Here is a 15,377-nt window from a genome sequence, read left to right on the forward strand (position 1 = left end):
CGAGGTATGACCGTCGCGATTCGACCCAAAGCGGACCCTGACAGCTAAACCTTCTGTTCGCGTCTCGTCATGCTCGGGCGAGATCCACATACTCGTTGCTAATATTCATTGAGTGCTTCACCAAGCCTTTGATGAATGGCAGTCGAGCCTGCTCATAACGCGCAAGCACAGTAGCAAGTGTTTCCCCGGGGCTTCGCCTTGCCAGCAGATGCGCCACGGTCGAAGCGTCCTCCATGCCAGTCAAAAGCCCTCTGCCTGTCATCGGCGTGATGACGTGCGCAGCATCACCAATGATCGCCATGTTGCCTCGGGCAAGCCGTTGCGGAAGGTATTCAGCGATGGGAGAGCCACTAAGCGTGTTGGGAGAGCGGATACCTGCCAGCACCACTTCCCGCCACCTTTCAGGCCAGATGTTGTGAGCACGACTCTCTAGTGCTGACCTAACGCTGTCATCGATCATGCCTCGGGCGAGAGTTCCGACAATATGCCCTTCTGCGGTCAAGCAATCAGTACGACGCAACAGCTCATCTTGATGGGCATCAAACCAGGCAAATGTGATTTGTCGCTGTCCAGGCTGAACAGAGCCGTCGCGACCTGGCAGCGTTGCTGCAACAAGTCGGTAACCGTCTACGAACTCGATCCAAAGGCCACCATCCGAGGGCCAGGACACCGGCTTTTGCAGCGCTTGCTCTTCAACAAGCCCTCGCCAAACGAGATAGCCCGCGTAACGTGCAAACGGGGTCTCAGGTGATATAGCTCGTCGAACAACGCTGCGATAGCCATCCGCCCCAATAACCACTGGTGCCGTTTGCTGATGGCCGTCTGCGAAGGTAATTTGCACTGAGTCGTGTAGGTCAGAGACAGAAGACACGCGTCTACCGCCTTCAAGCACTATGCCGGGAGTCTCGTTCACGCGATCTCGTAACCACCCATAAAGCGCTGGCCACGTAGTGAGATCTCTGTACGCCGGGACGACGGGGAGCGCAGGTGACACACGGGGATCGTACCCGGTTGTTGCTGGGAGCAGAGCCAGGTCGACGGTCAGGCTGTCGCCACCTGAGGCGTGTCCTTCGGACTGCTCAAGTACACGAACTCGAAAACCTGATGCTGCGCATGCGAGTGCCAGGGTGAGTCCTGCGAGCGAACCGCCGATGATGGTGATCTCTTCGTCTGAAGCCATTGATTCAAGATCCGGTGATGAGGACAACCATGAAGGCAGGTGACGTCATGTCGGCGGCATTGCAAAAAGGCGACTCATTCGTCGCCTCAATTGCTGAGGAACCAGAGGAGCGATCTCCGGTTCCTCTGGTCGAGTGCAGAGAATCAGTCGCCAAATGCTTCCATCAGCACCTGAACCAATTGACCGCCTTCCGGGGTGGCCCAGCTGCCCGCCAATTCGGCGATCAACTGATTGGTGGTGGTGAGGGTCACACCGGCTTTTTCCATACGACGCAAGGCGATGTCGTCAGCCATTTTAGTAGGCGAAGCACCACCGTCAGCCACGACCTGGACTTCGTAACCATCACGTACCAGCGACAGCGCCGGGTATACCGTGCAGACGTCGTTGGTCACGCCAGCGATGATGAGTTTTTTGCGGCCTGTGGCTTTCACGGCAGCGGCGAAGTTTTCGTCGTCCATTGCGTTCACGATGCCCAGACGCTTGATGCGACCGGCGAATTCGGTCGGAAGGATCTCTTCCAGCTCGCTCAGCAGAGGGCCTTGTGCATACTCCTCCATACTGGACGTCAGTACGACAGGGAGCTTGAGGATGCGAGCTGCTTTAGCGAGCATCAAAGCGTTGCGTTTGAGTTCTTCAAACGGCATGGACTTCGCCCACCCCATGGTGCCGACCTGGTGGTCGATCAGCAGGAGTGCAGCATTGTCGGCACTGAATTTTTCGTACGTCATGGTCTTTCTCCTAGCGATTGTATGGGGTGCATCACCCCGGTTGGGGATCATTAACTTCAATTGACTGCTTGCAGAGTTCCAAATGCACCGCGCTGGTATCCACTGACTGCCTTGGTCAAGGCCTCTGCGGAAGCAAGCGCCAGGGGCCCTTGCCAAAACACTGGCTGGTTCAACGGAACGCCCGAAAACATGACCGCTTTGGCGTTGCCTTTCTTGGCAGCCAGAGTCACAACTCGATCCGCTGTCTGTGGCAGATCTACAGCAGCCTCGGGCTTGGTCAGGTCGAGGGGTTTGCCGTCGACCAAAACCTCACCGTCGATGGGCATTACAAAAGCGACATGCCCTTCTGGAATAGAAATCGCGACTTCGCTCCCATCCTCCAATGAGATGTCCAGAAGGCGAACCTCGGTCGGCACTGCCAGTGGCGACACAGCACCCTCGAGGCATCCGAAAGGCACGCGGATCTTTGCTCCTGGTTTGTAGACGACAGGCACATCCTGAGCTTCGAGACTTAACGCAAATGGCGCAGCGTCCTGCTTTCGCTCCGACAAATTGATGAATATCTGAAGCATGTGGACGGTCTTGCCGGGTTCAGCTGGAACCTCCTCATGCACGATGCCTTGACCTGCTGCTGTCCAGTGCAACCCACCTGGTTGGATCAGATTGCGGTTACCCAACGAGTCTCGGTTGTCGATGCCCGTTTCAGAGTCCAAAAACAGGTACGAGACCGCTGAAAAACCTGCATGAGGATGAGGTGGGAACGTCGGCCCACTGATCCACGCGTGATCGACACCCAAAAATGGATCGATTGGTTTTGCGTACTGGTCACCACGCAGGCTGAACGCCCTGAATTGGCTGCCATGGTTCATACGTTGCAAACGTGCACTGGATGACATGACGGTCTTCTTATGCCTGTTCGGACATGGCTGGATAGTCGATATAGCCTTCAGCGCCAGGGGCGTAGAAGAGGTCTTTGTTCGGCACGTTCAATTCAGCGTCGGCCAGGAAGCGTTGCGGCAGGTCAGGGTTGGCCAGGAACGCGCCACCGAACACAGCTGCGTCAGCCTTGCCATCTGCGATCAGAGATTGAGCGCTTTCTTTGGTCTGGCCACTGCCGACCAGGTAGCTGCCGTCGAACAGAGGACGCAGGGCTGCGTGGTAGTCGAACTGGGCACCGAACAGCGCCACATGCAGGTAGGCGAGGTCCAGACCGCGCAATTGCGAGACCAGATAGGTGTAGGTTTCCTGCGGGTTGGCATCGACGATATCGTTGAAGTTCATCTCCGGCGAAATCTTGATACCTACACGGTCACCACCTACTTCACTGACCATGGCAGCCAGTACCTCCAGGACGAAGCGGGTGCGGTTTTCGACCGAGCCACCGTATTGGTCGTCGCGCTGGTTGCTGCCGGAGGACAGGAATTGCTCTGGCAGGTAACCGGAAGCTGCATGCAGCTCGACACCGTCGAAACCGGCTTCAATCGCCAGGCGGGCCGCGTTGCGATACCCAGCGACAACATCAGCAATTTCCGAAACGGTTAGTGCATGCGGGGTGACGAAATCTTGCAGGCCAGTTGCAGTATAGGTCTGACCCGCTGCCTTGATCGCCGAAGGAGCTTGAGGCTGTGCGCCGTTTGGCAGGAGCGATGGATGGGACACTCGTCCACAGTGCATCAGTTGCATGAAAATGCGACCGCCGTGAGCATGAACGGCGCTAGTGACTTTCTTCCAGGCGGCCACTTGGTCAGGGGTTTCGATACCAGGGGTGCGTACGTAGCCTTTGCCCATGGCAACCGGGAATACGCCTTCGCTGATGATCAGGCCTGCCGAAGCACGCTGAAAGTAGTAAGTAGTGACCAGATCGGAAGGTACGCCAGCATCGTCAGAGCGCGAGCGAGTCATTGGCGCCATGACCATACGGTTGGAGAGGGTGTAACGACCTACTTTGACTTCGGAAAAAAGAGAGTTCATTGCGGTGTTCCTCAGTGGTGATGTGCCTATGATTGATCAATCCGTATCCGGAATAAATCCGGTAAAATTGAAATCACTGATCCATTGATGGAGCAATGCGTTGGAGTATTTGAATGACATGGCGTTGTTTGTCGAGGTTGTGAAAGTCCACAGCTTTCGAAAAGCTGCTGAGGGACTGGACATGCCCAACTCAACGCTTTCGAGGCGAATCAGTGGCCTGGAAAAAGCCATTGGCCTGCGGCTGCTGCATCGCACAACCCGGAAAATTGAACTGACCGAGGCGGGGCAGCTGTATTACGAACGCTGCAAGCGGATCGTCGATGAGGCGAGACTCGCTCATGAGCAGCTGGGAGAGATGCTGGCTCGTCCTAGCGGCCTATTGCGAGCGTCACTTCCAGTGGATTTTGCCAATGTCTACCTGGCACCACTGATCGCTGAGTTCGCTCGGCTTTATCCGGGCATCAGCTTCGATTTCGACCTCACGCCCCGGCAAGTAGATCTGATCAGCGAACCAGTCGACGTAGTGATCCGCATGGGTGAACCCCCAAGCTCTAATCTGATTGCGCGGAAGTTGGCGAGCCTGCAACGTTTCCTGTACGCCTCACCGCAGTACCTGGAAGTCTCGGGAGAGCCACAATCCCCTCTGGAATTGACTCACCATGAGTGTTTGCGGTTGCGCGGCCCGAGTTCGGATCGCTGGACTCTTTCAGGCAAGGGTGAAACGGAGCAGGTCGATATCGGCGGGCGATTCGAACTCAACAGCGTAGGGATGTTGAGACGTATGGCGTCGCTGGATCTGGGGGTTACTTTGCTGCCAGAGGGAATCGCCGCTCAGGACGTGGCGGAAGGGAAACTGCGAAGGATTCTCCCTGACTGGCAGGGATCACCTGTCTCGGTGTATGCCCTAACTGAAACTCGATTGCTTGATCGTGTCCCGGGAAGTGGTGTAACTGAACCAGCCGAAGGCGCCCTGCGGGCGAAAGAGGATGGTCATCGTGGTTCTTGGCTAACGTTGAGTTTGCGAAGACCAAACACTCACCAGAGAAACCACGATGACCAAGCCCACTATCGCATTGACCGAGTTGGTTGAGAAAGGGGCAGACGCTGATCTGCTCAAGCAAATGATCCAGTTCGTTGCCCAGCGCATGATGGAGTTCGACGTCGAAGGCCTGTGCGGCGCGGGCTTCGATGTCAAAAGCCCAGACCGGACAAATAGCCGTAATGGCTACCGCGATCGTCTTTGGCAAACCCGCGCAGGCGACGTCGACCTTAAGATTCCCAAGCTGCGCCAAGGCAGCTATTTCCCTGGTTTCCTTGAACCTCGACGCACCGCTGAGAAAGCCATGGCGGCAGTCATCCAGGAGGCCTACATCCAAGGCGTTTCAACACGCTCAGTGGACGAGCTGGTCAAAGCCATGGGCATGACCGGCATCTCCAAAAGCCAGGTCTCACGGCTAGCTGGTGAGATCGATGAGCGCGTTCACGCCTTCCTTGACCGCCCGCTTGAGGGCGACTGGCCCTATCTCTGGATCGATGCCACCTACGTCAAAGTGCGGGAGGCCGGACGCATCGTCTCGGTCGCCGTAATAATCGCCGTGGCCGTGAACACCGACGGTGGCCGCGAAGTCCTGGGCATGCGGGTTGGGCCGTCAGAGGCTGAGCCGTTCTGGACAGACTTCCTGCGCAGCCTCACGCGACGTGGCTTGCGGGGCGTGAAACTGGTCATCTCCGACGCCCACGAAGGGCTCAAGGCGGCTGTTTCCAAGGTCTTCAACGCGACCTGGCAGCGCTGCCGTGTGCATTTCATGCGTAATGCCATGGCCCACGTCGGCAAAGGTCAGCGCACCATGGTGGCGGCCCTACTGCGCACAGTCTTCGCCCAGGACAGCCGTGCCGAATGCCATCAGCAATGGCGTTTGGTCGCTGATCAGCTACGCGAAAAATACCCCAAGATCGCGACACTCATGGACGGCTGCGAGGATGAAGTGCTGGCTCACATGGCGTTTCCAAAAGCGCACCGACAGCAATTACACAGCACCAATCCACTGGAGCGGCTTAACGCGGAGATCAAACGCCGCACCGACGTCGTAGGCATCTTTCCCAACGATCCTGCAATCACACGGCTGGTAGGCGCGATGCTGCTGGAGCAGAACGACGAGTGGTGCCTGCAACGGCGTTACATGCAGTTGGAGGCCTTTGAGGCAGTCAGCGATAATCCACAGGCCAAGCTGTCGGCCGTGATCAACTAAACGGCGAACTCAGCGGCCAGAACCATGATGAGTTACACCACTTCCCGGGACACGATCGATTGCTTCCTGCCAAAACCCAGCGCTTCATCGAATTTGTGCGCGATAGGCTAGCCACCCAATAGCGAAACCGGATTGCTATTTTAATGGCGGGAGTCCGCTTTTGGCCGTTAGCTGCCTGCCGCGAACGGCAGTTTTGGGTCGACAGCGGACGGTGGGAGGTGGGTGTAGCTGACGACCCAGGACGGATCTTGGTTGGCTGAACGCCTGGATGGGGGAATAAAGCTGTCTAAAACCGCCCGAAAGCGTCTCGGTTTTATTGGGCCAAAGTCGCTGAAACTGGCTGAACCCTATTAGACAGGCCAGATGCTCAGGCCGCTTGCGGTGCGGTCTGAGGCTAGATACCCACGCTACTGCTGCATTGCCGGGATGTGCTGGATGGACGTACAGCCGGCGCGTACCAATTTTTGTACCAATAGTGGGATGCAGTTCAGCGAAAAGTTCCGGTATTGAGGTTCTCGCCCGTGTCCGGTGATCTGATATAAAACCTTTCTGGACAGGGTAAGCGCACACTTGATGTAGCTCAGAGCTTCTGAGCATTGAGAGGTGCGTATGACCATAGATAGGGATGGAATGGATTGTGATCAGCAGGTTAGCAGGCCGGCTGAAAACAATGGTCCGCCAGGCGGTCAAGACTCGGAAGGTAAACGGGAGCAGCCCGAGGATCGCGACGATTCCGCACATAATCGGCCCTTTCGAGGCAGGCAGAGATCAGGCCCGCCGGACCCATCGCGGGCATCCAATGCCGAGCGTTATAGTTATCACAAGCGCCCACTGGAGTAACTTCCAGTACAGTGTGTAAAGGCTGGCGGAAGTACTGTTCAGCCCAGCTGATAGAAGCCCAGCCCCGCGCTGGGCTTTTTGCATTCATGCGACGCCCTGAGGGATTTTGATAGCAGGGCTGGGCATCGACGTTCAGCGATGGATGAGCGAGAGTTCGCTGATGATGCAGATCGAGCCGTCCTCGGCGGGGGTTGCGTCGGTGTAGTCGACCTGGTTGTAGACCCCGCCGTGGAACTCGAACAGGTGCGAAGCCCAGGTACTGTCGAGCTGCGAATCGCCCGACGAGGCGGATACCCCGTTGCATTCGGCCGTCACGGTTACCACGCCTTCAGACGTGGTGTGAATGCTGATGTGGAACGTCGCACCCAGTGGCACCCCCTTCAGGACTGTGGAATTCACCGGGTCGGTCTGGTTGAAGGTGCGTCGAAACCCCAGTGTGATGTTGCCCTTGTTCCAGAACACCTTTACTGGCGGGCCGTCATCCCCGCGTACGTGCATCTGGGCGATGACCACCTTCTGCGCCGAGTTGACCTTGGTCAGCGTCATGGTCTGGCGATTCCAGTGATCCTGGGCGCTGGCCAGCGTCCAGTCTTGCGTTTCTGTCCATTCGCAGCGTGTCCTGTGGGTGCTTTTACTCGAAGCACCTTTGGTTGGGGCTGAGAACTGGATCGAGCCATCGCTGAGCACTGTCACGATGCTGGGAAAGCGGGCAATCGCTTCAGCACCGTTCAGCTCCAGAGCAACGGGGTTGGTTGAGGAGACGGCTACCGGCGTGGCGATGGTGAGGTGGCTGATATCTACGGCCATGGGGAACTCCTGGCGAAAAGGTTTGAGTGGCATAGCCGCCGTACAAGCGACGGCCGAACACAAAGTTAGCCTCAAGCTAAAATACGGTCAATAGCTTATGGCTAAATTAATTTCGCTTCACGGGAAATTACCTGCTGGCGAAATTTTTCCGCAGTGGGGGCTTTACGCAGGATTTGGCGGTGAGATAAGCTTTCGCCGAGTACTGTACGAATATACAGCTATCGGGATGAGAATATGGCTAGCCACATGAAGTCGGAAACCCAACAGCGCCAGGAAATGACCGGAATAGAGCGGCTTAGCCTGCGGGTATCGTCAATGATCAACCACCCGCTCGCACAGACGCAGCGCTGGGTAGTGGTGCACCGTCTGGATACCGACGGTGAAGCGGAATGGGAGGAGGTGATGGGCCAACTGCTGGAAATGCCCGAGTTGCAGCTTACGTTCAATGATGACGCCAGCGTGACGGTGCGATGGGCGCGCAGTAGCGTGGAAGAGCGTGATGATTTTATCGTCGAGCGCGACTGCGAGGCTCAGGTCGAGGAGGCTGCACCGTTCTGAGCTTCAGCAAAAGCCCGCCGGTCAGGGCGGGCTTCGGTTTATACAAGGTGGGCATTCCACACCAGCAGGACCCTGGCCTGTATGTAGGTCTCTTCCCGACGAATCATGCGGTCTTTGTGCCGCGAGTTGTCGGAGATCATCTCGAAGTGGTCCTCGTCTGCGATCTGTAGCCGCTTGATGTAGATGTGGTCGCCCCAGGAAAAGAAGTAGATGCCATCGCCGACGAACTCTCGGATGCTGACGTCGACGATCAGCGGGTCGCGGTGCCTGATGGTCGGCTCCATCGACTGGCCCCAGCCGGTCACCATCTTCAGGTGATGGTGCTCGCTGAACGTCACGCCCAGTTCGCGCAGGTGGCTGGGGCTGACGCGAACGTCCTTGAACATCTCGGGGTAGTCGTGGGGGATCTGGCCGCCGCCCATGGCTGCCCGCACGTCATAGTGGGCAATCCACACTTCGTCACCGACCAGGCCGGGGCGCAGCGGCTCGGCTTCCAGCAGCGTGGCATCTGCAGGCTCTTGCGCCGCAGCCAGCAGCCTTTGCCGGGTTTCTTCAGCGATACCTTTGCCGCTTCGGGCAAGCATCTGTTTGACCAGGTCGGCTGCAGAGAGCTTGTTGTCACCTGGCTCGGCAGCCGCTTGTGCGTGTTCGCCTGGCGACAGCGCGTCGAACCAGCCCCGTGGCAAACCTTCGATGCCCTCGATGCGGCGGGCCACGTCATCGCCCAGGTTTTTCACGGTCTTGTCGGAAAGGATCTGGCTAAGGTGTGCAGGCGCCATCCCCCAGCGCTCTGCGCAGGTGCCCTTTCTCTGGCTGCCGATCAGCTTCACCAGGTTGTGCTTGCGAATTTGGTAGATGTCCATGGGGTGAAGCATGCCAGTGTTTAGCTTGCTGCTAAATGTGCGCATGGCTAAATCTGCTCTTGTGGTGTTGTTAGCTGTAGGCTAAATTAAGCGCGCAAACAAGGAAAGCTAGCGAGACATTTTTCTCCAGGGCTGATCACATCATCATCTGTAATGAGGTTCACATGGATCCGACCGACCTCGGCCCGGGCACCGTCACTTGGCTGGGCGGTACGGGGACTGTACTGCTGGGAGCGTTTCTGTGGCTGCGTAAATGGTTGTCGAGGGATGCAGTCGACCGCGCGATGGACAACGCTGAAATTGCCGTCATCCGCCACCTGACAGAGCTGCTGGACATCGAACGGGATGCCCGAAGGGAGGCGCAGGCAAAAGCTGAACTGCTCGCCAAGGAACGAAACGAGCTGGTGATGACCGTAGGCCAGCTGCAAGGCAAGGTCATGGTGCTGACCAGCAAGCTGGGCAGTAGCGGCCAAACATGAGGTGGCAGCCCGGGCGATCTGTGAAGAAAAAAAGCCCGCCAAATTGGCGGGCGACAAGGGCGTAGGGAGCAACGCACAACAAATTCGGTTCAGGCAGCCAAAGTACCTGGTTGCAATTGTTCGGCCAGTGCCTGGGCTGAAGCGAGCGTCGGCATCGGGCCGCTCACGGCTTCACCGTTGCGAACCAGGTACCAGCACGCCAGCAGGCCCTGCTCACGCAGTGAGGCGGGAACGGCGCTACCGACAACGGACATGATCTGGATAGTGGCCATGGGGACCTCCTGTGAAACATGGCTCTACCATACGCAGCAGCCGGGATTGTTTGAAATCAACTTCCTCGATAGTGATCATTGCTCCTATCAACCATTACCAGCGCGGTGGCCCGTAGTACACCGGTGGCGGCCCATAATAGGTGCGGTAGCCCGGTGGCGGTGGGGGTGGTGCGTAGTAGGGCTGGTAGTACACCGGCTGTGGTGGCGGTTGTACGTACACCGGCGGCGGCGCGTAATAGACCGGCTGGCGTTCGACATACACTGTGCGGTCATGGCCACCATAAACCGTCGCCCCAACCACGGCGCCGACCACAGCCGCACCCAGCAGTGGACCCGGCCCGTACCAACCACCGTGCCCATGGCCGCCATAGCCGCCGTGAGCTGCTGCAGGCCCGCTGATGGCCAGGGCGCCGACCAGCAGGACGATTCCGGGAATGAGACGGTTCATAAAGCAACCTCGCAGGAAAACCCCACGTCCGGGGCCCTGTTACTATGACTCCGGTCTCTGTCAGCTGAGCGCAGGGGAACGGTAAAGGTTGTGTAAGGGGCGACCAGTGGTTGACTCTGTTACGCTGAATAAACGTTTCAGTCATGACTAAGGGGCCTGTTATGCCGACAACTCCAAGCCGGGACACCGTGCTTTGCATCTCTCTGGCCGGTCGTCCCGGCACCTTCGGCGTGCGCTTTCACAACCACCTGTACCAGCAGTTGGGCCTGGACTTCTACTATAAGGCCATGCGCACCGATGACCTGCCGGCGGCGGTGGCAGGGATCCGCGCCTTGGGTATTCGCGGCTGCGGGGTGTCGATGCCGTACAAGGAAGCCTGCATGGCTTTGGTCGACGAAATTGATCCCTCGGCGGCGGCCATCGACTCGGTCAATACCCTTGTCAATTGCAATGGCCACCTGAAGGCCTACAACACCGATTACCTGGCCGTGCGCCAATTGCTGGTTCAGCATCAGGTCGATCCGGGCACGGCCTTTGCCCTGCGAGGCAGTGGGGGCATGGCCAAGGCCGTGGCCAGCGCCTTGCGCGATGCCGGGTTTGCCGAAGGCATCATCGTTGCACGCAACGAGCAGGCCGGGCGTCAGTTGGCGGATGTCTGTGGTTATCGCTGGGTGCCAGAGCCAGGCGACCTCTGCCCGCCGATGCTGGTGAACGTGACGCCGATCGGTATGGCAGGCGGGCAGGAGGCAGAAGAGCTGGCGTTTCCCGAGCACGCCATCGCGGCGGCGGAGCGGGTGTTCGATGTGGTGGCAATGCCGGCGCAGACGCCGTTGATTCTCCGGGCTCAGGCGTTGGGCAAGCCGGTGATCACTGGGCTGGAGGTCATTGCGCTGCAGGCGCTGGAACAGTTCGTGTTATACACCGGGGTAAGGCCGACGCAGGCGCAGGTGGATGCGGCGGTGGCATACGCGCGGGCTAGCTAGTTAATGCCACCCCCTTCACAGCTTCGGCGGCGAAGGGGGTACAGGCGAAACCCGGATCAGAACACCTCGTGCCCGTTATCCAGCTGTTTGTCGACCAGTGCCCGGCCATGGGCCAGCGACACACGCTGCGCATTCTCAAGGTCGGAGAAGAACTGCATGGGCATCGACATGCGCTTGCTGGTGTGCCCGTCAGGTGCCGTGATCAGGCAGCCGGCGGCATAGGGCAGGGGGGAGTCGGGATGGGGCATCACGCTGGCAGTGATGGTGTGCTCGCGGTATTCACAGTGAAGAGATTGCATCGTCCTTACCTCGCTGTGGCATGTGAAGCAGTTACCTTCATATACCACAGCAAGAGGCCGGGAGTTCCCGGCCCGACGAGCGCGCCGCGACGAACGCTTAGCCTTCGAGCTCGGTTGGCTGGATCACTTCGACCCAATAACCGTCCGGGTCCTTGACGAAGGCCAGGTGGTTCATGCGGCCGTCCTGCAGGCGTTTCTGGAACGGTACTTCCAGTTCCTCGAAGCGCGCGCAAGCGGCGCGTACGTCGGGTACCGAAATGCAGATGTGGCCAAAGCCGCGCGGGTCGGTGTTGCCATTGTGGTAGGCAAACTCGGCATCGTTTTCGGTGCCATGGTTGTGGGTCAGCTCCAGCACGCCGGGGATCGCCTTCATCCACTGGTGGCGGGCGGTGTCATCAGCGGGGATCTGGGCAGGGTCGACCAGGGCCAGGAAGTACAGGCTGAAAGCGGCTTCAGGGAAGTCACGCTTGTCCACCAGGCGGAAGCCCAGCACGCGGGTGTAGAAGTCCAGCGACTTCTCGATGTCCTTGACCCGCAGCATGGTGTGGTTGAAGACGAACTGGGCGGTGGCGGCGTCAGGTTGCGCGGTGACGCCAGGCAGGGTTTGCAGATCGTGCAGGCTCATGGGAACTCCTGAGACGGGGCCGGGCACAGGGCGCCGGCAAAACAGACAGGCTGGCCATGATACGGCAGTGCGCCGATTGCGCAAATGAAAGCGCCCTGCAAAGGCAGGGCGCTGAAATTAGAGGCCCGCATGTGCGGGCGCGTGATGGGGTCGCTAATCCTTTAGCTGTTTCGATACTGAGCCAGTCCTTGTGAAAAAAGCGTGAAGCCTTTGTGGGCATTTCATCAGCGTACCCAGCTGTCTACCGTGGCGGCCCCATATTGTTCTTTCCAGGCCTTGAGGCCGCGGTGGTTGCCGCCTTTGGTCTCGATGCGTTCGCCGGTGTGCGGGTTCTGATAGACCTTGACCACCCGTGGGCGGCGTTGTTGCTTGGGGGGTGTGCTGGAAGCGCGGGCCACAGCCTTCGGGTCGAGGATGGCGATGATATCGCGCAGGCTCTTGTCATAGCTTTTCATCAGGCCGACTAGTTTCTGCTCGAATTCGATTTCGCGTTTGAGGCCGGCATCCTTTTTCAACGCTTCCAGTTGCGCCATCTGTTCCTGGAGCGCTTTTTCGGCAGCACGAAACTCTGCAAGTCTGGACACTGTAATCACTCCTGTACGTCGGTCGTGGCAGGGCGTGACGAACATTGAAGAAGAGTAAAAACGCCGGCCACGCAGGTGGGTTCCACTGTTCGCTGATATCGAGTGTAGTCATTCATGTCTACTGGGTAAACTGCTAACTTTTTGCAAGTAAGCCGGGAACTTTCCTAGTTTTGCGTGCGCTATTTTGCGGTTTTTCTGCGGTTGCGCGACAGGGGGGCTAGACCATGGTCCAATGGCCCGCGCCAGAGCCTTTGCGCGATCATTTCAGATGATGGCCGACTCATGTTCGGACCTGCCGCAGTGCCGTGGCCAACCCGTGCCACAGGTTGTTAACTCGTCTTCATTCTGGATGTTTCCTCGCATGTTTTCCCCTTTCCCCCTCGCCCCCGGGCGCCGTGTAACCGGCCTGGTTCTATTGTGTGCCGGTGTCAACGCCCAGGCTGCCGGGTTTCTTGAAGACGGCAGTGCCAAGATCGAAGCACGCAATGTCTATTTCAACCGGGACTTCCGGGACGGTTACAGCAGTTCCAGCCAGGGCGCATCCAAGCGCGAAGAGTGGGCACAAGGCTTCATCCTCAATGTGCAATCGGGTTATACGCAAGGCCCCGTAGGTGTTGGTGTGGATGCGCTGGGCATGTTCGGCTTCAAACTGGACTCCAGCCCGGCCGACAGTAACAGTGGATTGCTGCCCTCGTCTGGCCACGACCCCCGGCACTCGGCCGACCAGTATGCGAAGATGGGCCTGGCGGCCAAGGTCAAGGTCTCCAATACCGTGCTCAAGTACGGCTCAATGATGCCGGATGTGCCGTTGCTCAAGTACAACGATGGCCGTCTGCTGCCGACCCTGTTCCAGGGTGCCATGCTCACCTCTGAAGAACTGCACGACCTGAAGTTCACCCTGGCTCGCCTGGACAACTACACCGCTCGGGATTCCACCGATCGCCAGGACATCCGCGTGCACTGCAAAAACAAGCGTTATGCCTGCGATACCGAAGCCGACCACTTCGACCTGGCCGGTGTCGACTACCGTTTCAACGAGCGTTTCAGCGCCCAGTACCAAGTGGCCAAACTGGAGAATATCTACCGTCAGCACTTCCTCGGCCTGGTGGCCAGTCAGCCGCTGCCGGTGGGCAGCCTGTCGGCTGACATGCGCCTGATCAAGAGTGATGACATCGGCAATGCCCGTGCCGGTGAAATCGACCATCGCGCCTTCAGCGGCATGCTTGGCTACAGCCTCGGTGGCCACAAGCTCAGCGCCGGCTGGCAGCGCATGTATGGCAACAGTGCCATGCCGTACCTGGATGGCAGCAACCCGTACTTGGTCAACTACGCCCAGGTCAATGATTTTGCCGCTGCACAGGAGCGCTCCTGGCAAGTGCGCTATGACTACGACTTCAAGGCGCTGGGTGTACCCGGCCTGACCTTCTTCACCCGTTATATCAACGGCGACAATATCAAGGTGCCGGGCAGCGGTGCCGAAGGCAAGGAGTGGGAACGCGACACCGAGTTCAAATACCAGGTGCAAAGTGGCTCTTTCAAGGATGTCAGCGTACGCCTGCGTAATTCCACTTACCGCAGCAACTATGAACAGTGGGCGCGTGACATGGATGAGACGCGGGTCATTGTCAGCTACAACTTCTCGATCTTCTAAGCGGCTGCTTTGCCAAATACCGGTAGCCGCCTGACAATGGTGGCGGGTTCCCGCAAAGGGCAGGGCAATGAAAGACCTGTTGTTGATCGGCATCGGCGCGGGTGACCCGCGCCAGGTCACCTATGAAGCAGTCGATGCGCTGCGTAGCGCTAGCGTGTTCTTCGTGCTCGACAAGGGCGACGACAAAGATGAACTGGTACGCCTGCGCAAGGCCATTCTGCAGCGCTACCGCCCCGAAGGTGGCTATCGCCTGGTGCCGGTGGTCGACCCTTTGCGCGATGGGCAGGCGGATGACTACCTGGGCGCGGTGCAGCACTGGCACCGGCAGCGTGCTGCGCTGTATGCGCGCCTGATCGAGGAGGAAATTGGCGACGGGGAAACAGGTGCCTTCCTGCTGTGGGGCGAGCCCACCCTGTACGACAGCACCCTGCGCATTCTCGACCTGGTCCGCGAACAGGGCGTGACGTTGCGCTTGCAGGTCATCCCTGGCATCAGCAGTGTGCAGGCGCTGGCGGCGCGGCACCAGGTGCCGCTCAACCGCATCGGCGAGCCCCTGACCGTGCTGCCTGGGCGACGCCTGGCCGAGCAGGGGCCTGTCGACAATGTGGTGGTGATGCTCGACGGGCAGTGCGCCTTTGCCGGGCTCGATGACCCGGCGTTGACCATTTATTGGGGCGCGTACCTGGGGACCGAGGATGAAGTGCTGATCGCCGGGCCGTTGCAGGCGGTGAAGGCACGGATACTGGAAGTGCGCGAGCGGGAGCGGGCGCGCAAAGGGTGGATCATGGATACCTATCTGCTGCGCAGAGAGCTGTGAGGTGGGTTGCCTGTGTCGGCCTC

17 protein-coding genes and 1 pseudogene are annotated in these 15,377 nt (G+C 58.7%); 7 read left to right on the forward strand and 11 right to left on the reverse strand.

Annotated features, from left to right (window positions below):
• Positions 1 to 67: 67 nt before the first annotated feature.
• From KW568_RS11145 to KW568_RS11160, 4 genes are all read right to left on the reverse strand, one after another.
• Entirely contained in the window at positions 68 to 1,180 is a 1,113-nt protein-coding gene (locus tag KW568_RS11145) for an FAD-dependent monooxygenase (RefSeq protein WP_033726575.1), read from the reverse strand.
• A gap of 143 nt (positions 1,181 to 1,323) precedes the next feature.
• Positions 1,324 to 1,908 carry an isochorismatase family protein gene (locus KW568_RS11150; protein ID WP_004576032.1) on the reverse strand — a complete coding sequence of 195 codons (585 nt, stop codon included), beginning with the start codon at positions 1,906 to 1,908 and terminating at the stop codon, positions 1,324 to 1,326.
• Positions 1,909 to 1,964: 56 nt separating this feature from the next.
• Positions 1,965 to 2,804 (reverse strand): pirin family protein, encoded by an 840-nt coding sequence (locus tag KW568_RS11155; RefSeq protein WP_004576031.1) that lies wholly within the window; start codon positions 2,802 to 2,804, stop codon positions 1,965 to 1,967.
• A 10-nt stretch (positions 2,805 to 2,814) separates the two neighbouring features.
• Positions 2,815 to 3,879, reverse strand: a complete 1,065-nt coding sequence (locus KW568_RS11160; protein ID WP_004576030.1) for an alkene reductase — start codon at positions 3,877 to 3,879, stop codon at positions 2,815 to 2,817.
• A 100-nt stretch (positions 3,880 to 3,979) separates the two neighbouring features.
• Between KW568_RS11160 and KW568_RS11165 the strand changes: the two are divergent.
• Both KW568_RS11165 and KW568_RS11170 read left to right on the forward strand, forming a co-directional pair.
• Positions 3,980 to 4,804: pseudogene (locus KW568_RS11165) on the forward strand (LysR substrate-binding domain-containing protein); the annotation flags it as partial.
• Between the two features lie 127 nt (positions 4,805 to 4,931).
• Positions 4,932 to 6,128, forward strand: a complete 1,197-nt coding sequence (locus tag KW568_RS11170) for an IS256 family transposase (protein ID WP_004575957.1) — start codon at positions 4,932 to 4,934, stop codon at positions 6,126 to 6,128.
• A gap of 972 nt (positions 6,129 to 7,100) precedes the next feature.
• Here the strand turns inward: KW568_RS11170 and KW568_RS11175 are convergent.
• Positions 7,101 to 7,775, reverse strand: coding sequence for a polysaccharide lyase family 7 protein (locus KW568_RS11175; RefSeq protein WP_004576028.1), 675 nt, complete (start codon positions 7,773 to 7,775; stop codon positions 7,101 to 7,103).
• 234 nt (positions 7,776 to 8,009) lie between these two features.
• Here KW568_RS11175 and KW568_RS11180 point away from each other — a divergent pair, with 234 nt between their 5' ends.
• A complete protein-coding gene (locus tag KW568_RS11180; RefSeq protein WP_033726573.1) occupies positions 8,010 to 8,333 on the forward strand; it encodes a DUF1654 domain-containing protein in 324 nt (107 codons plus the stop codon).
• 38 nt (positions 8,334 to 8,371) lie between these two features.
• Here KW568_RS11180 and KW568_RS11185 read toward each other — a convergent pair whose 3' ends face one another.
• Entirely contained in the window at positions 8,372 to 9,196 is an 825-nt protein-coding gene (locus KW568_RS11185) for a S24 family peptidase (RefSeq protein WP_014861141.1), read from the reverse strand.
• A 164-nt stretch (positions 9,197 to 9,360) separates the two neighbouring features.
• Here KW568_RS11185 and KW568_RS11190 point away from each other — a divergent pair, with 164 nt between their 5' ends.
• Entirely contained in the window at positions 9,361 to 9,675 is a 315-nt protein-coding gene (locus KW568_RS11190) for a hypothetical protein (RefSeq protein ID WP_003256195.1), read from the forward strand.
• A gap of 89 nt (positions 9,676 to 9,764) precedes the next feature.
• Here the strand turns inward: KW568_RS11190 and KW568_RS11195 are convergent, their stop codons facing one another.
• A complete protein-coding gene (locus KW568_RS11195) occupies positions 9,765 to 9,947 on the reverse strand; it encodes a hypothetical protein (protein ID WP_003256194.1) in 183 nt (60 codons plus the stop codon).
• 94 nt (positions 9,948 to 10,041) lie between these two features.
• Positions 10,042 to 10,395 carry a hypothetical protein gene (locus tag KW568_RS11200; RefSeq protein WP_003256193.1) on the reverse strand — a complete coding sequence of 118 codons (354 nt, stop codon included), beginning with the start codon at positions 10,393 to 10,395 and terminating at the stop codon, positions 10,042 to 10,044.
• 161 nt (positions 10,396 to 10,556) lie between these two features.
• Between KW568_RS11200 and KW568_RS11205 the strand changes: the two genes are divergently transcribed.
• Positions 10,557 to 11,378: a shikimate 5-dehydrogenase gene (locus KW568_RS11205; protein ID WP_003256191.1), complete on the forward strand. Its 822-nt coding sequence runs from the start codon at positions 10,557 to 10,559 to the stop codon at positions 11,376 to 11,378.
• Positions 11,379 to 11,434: 56 nt separating this feature from the next.
• On the opposite strand, the gene KW568_RS11210 is transcribed toward KW568_RS11205, so the two are convergent.
• From KW568_RS11210 to KW568_RS11220, 3 genes are all read right to left on the reverse strand, one after another.
• Complete coding sequence (locus tag KW568_RS11210; RefSeq protein ID WP_003256190.1) at positions 11,435 to 11,677, reverse strand: hypothetical protein; 243 nt, start codon at positions 11,675 to 11,677, stop codon at positions 11,435 to 11,437.
• A 97-nt stretch (positions 11,678 to 11,774) separates the two neighbouring features.
• Complete coding sequence (gene gloA / locus KW568_RS11215) at positions 11,775 to 12,302, reverse strand: lactoylglutathione lyase (RefSeq protein WP_003256188.1); 528 nt, start codon at positions 12,300 to 12,302, stop codon at positions 11,775 to 11,777.
• 224 nt (positions 12,303 to 12,526) lie between these two features.
• Positions 12,527 to 12,886, reverse strand: coding sequence for a histone-like nucleoid-structuring protein, MvaT/MvaU family (locus KW568_RS11220; RefSeq protein WP_004576027.1), 360 nt, complete (start codon positions 12,884 to 12,886; stop codon positions 12,527 to 12,529).
• A 361-nt stretch (positions 12,887 to 13,247) separates the two neighbouring features.
• Between KW568_RS11220 and KW568_RS11225 the strand changes: the two genes are divergently transcribed.
• Both KW568_RS11225 and cobF read left to right on the forward strand, forming a co-directional pair.
• Positions 13,248 to 14,537, forward strand: coding sequence for an OprD family porin (locus tag KW568_RS11225; RefSeq protein ID WP_004576026.1), 1,290 nt, complete (start codon positions 13,248 to 13,250; stop codon positions 14,535 to 14,537).
• Positions 14,538 to 14,604: 67 nt separating this feature from the next.
• Complete coding sequence (gene cobF / locus KW568_RS11230; RefSeq protein ID WP_003256183.1) at positions 14,605 to 15,354, forward strand: precorrin-6A synthase (deacetylating); 750 nt, start codon at positions 14,605 to 14,607, stop codon at positions 15,352 to 15,354.
• The last annotated feature ends 23 nt before the right edge of the window (positions 15,355 to 15,377 follow it).

Source organism: Pseudomonas sp. HD6515 (assembly GCF_024971855.1).
Classification (GTDB): domain Bacteria; phylum Pseudomonadota; class Gammaproteobacteria; order Pseudomonadales; family Pseudomonadaceae; genus Aquipseudomonas; species Aquipseudomonas alloputida.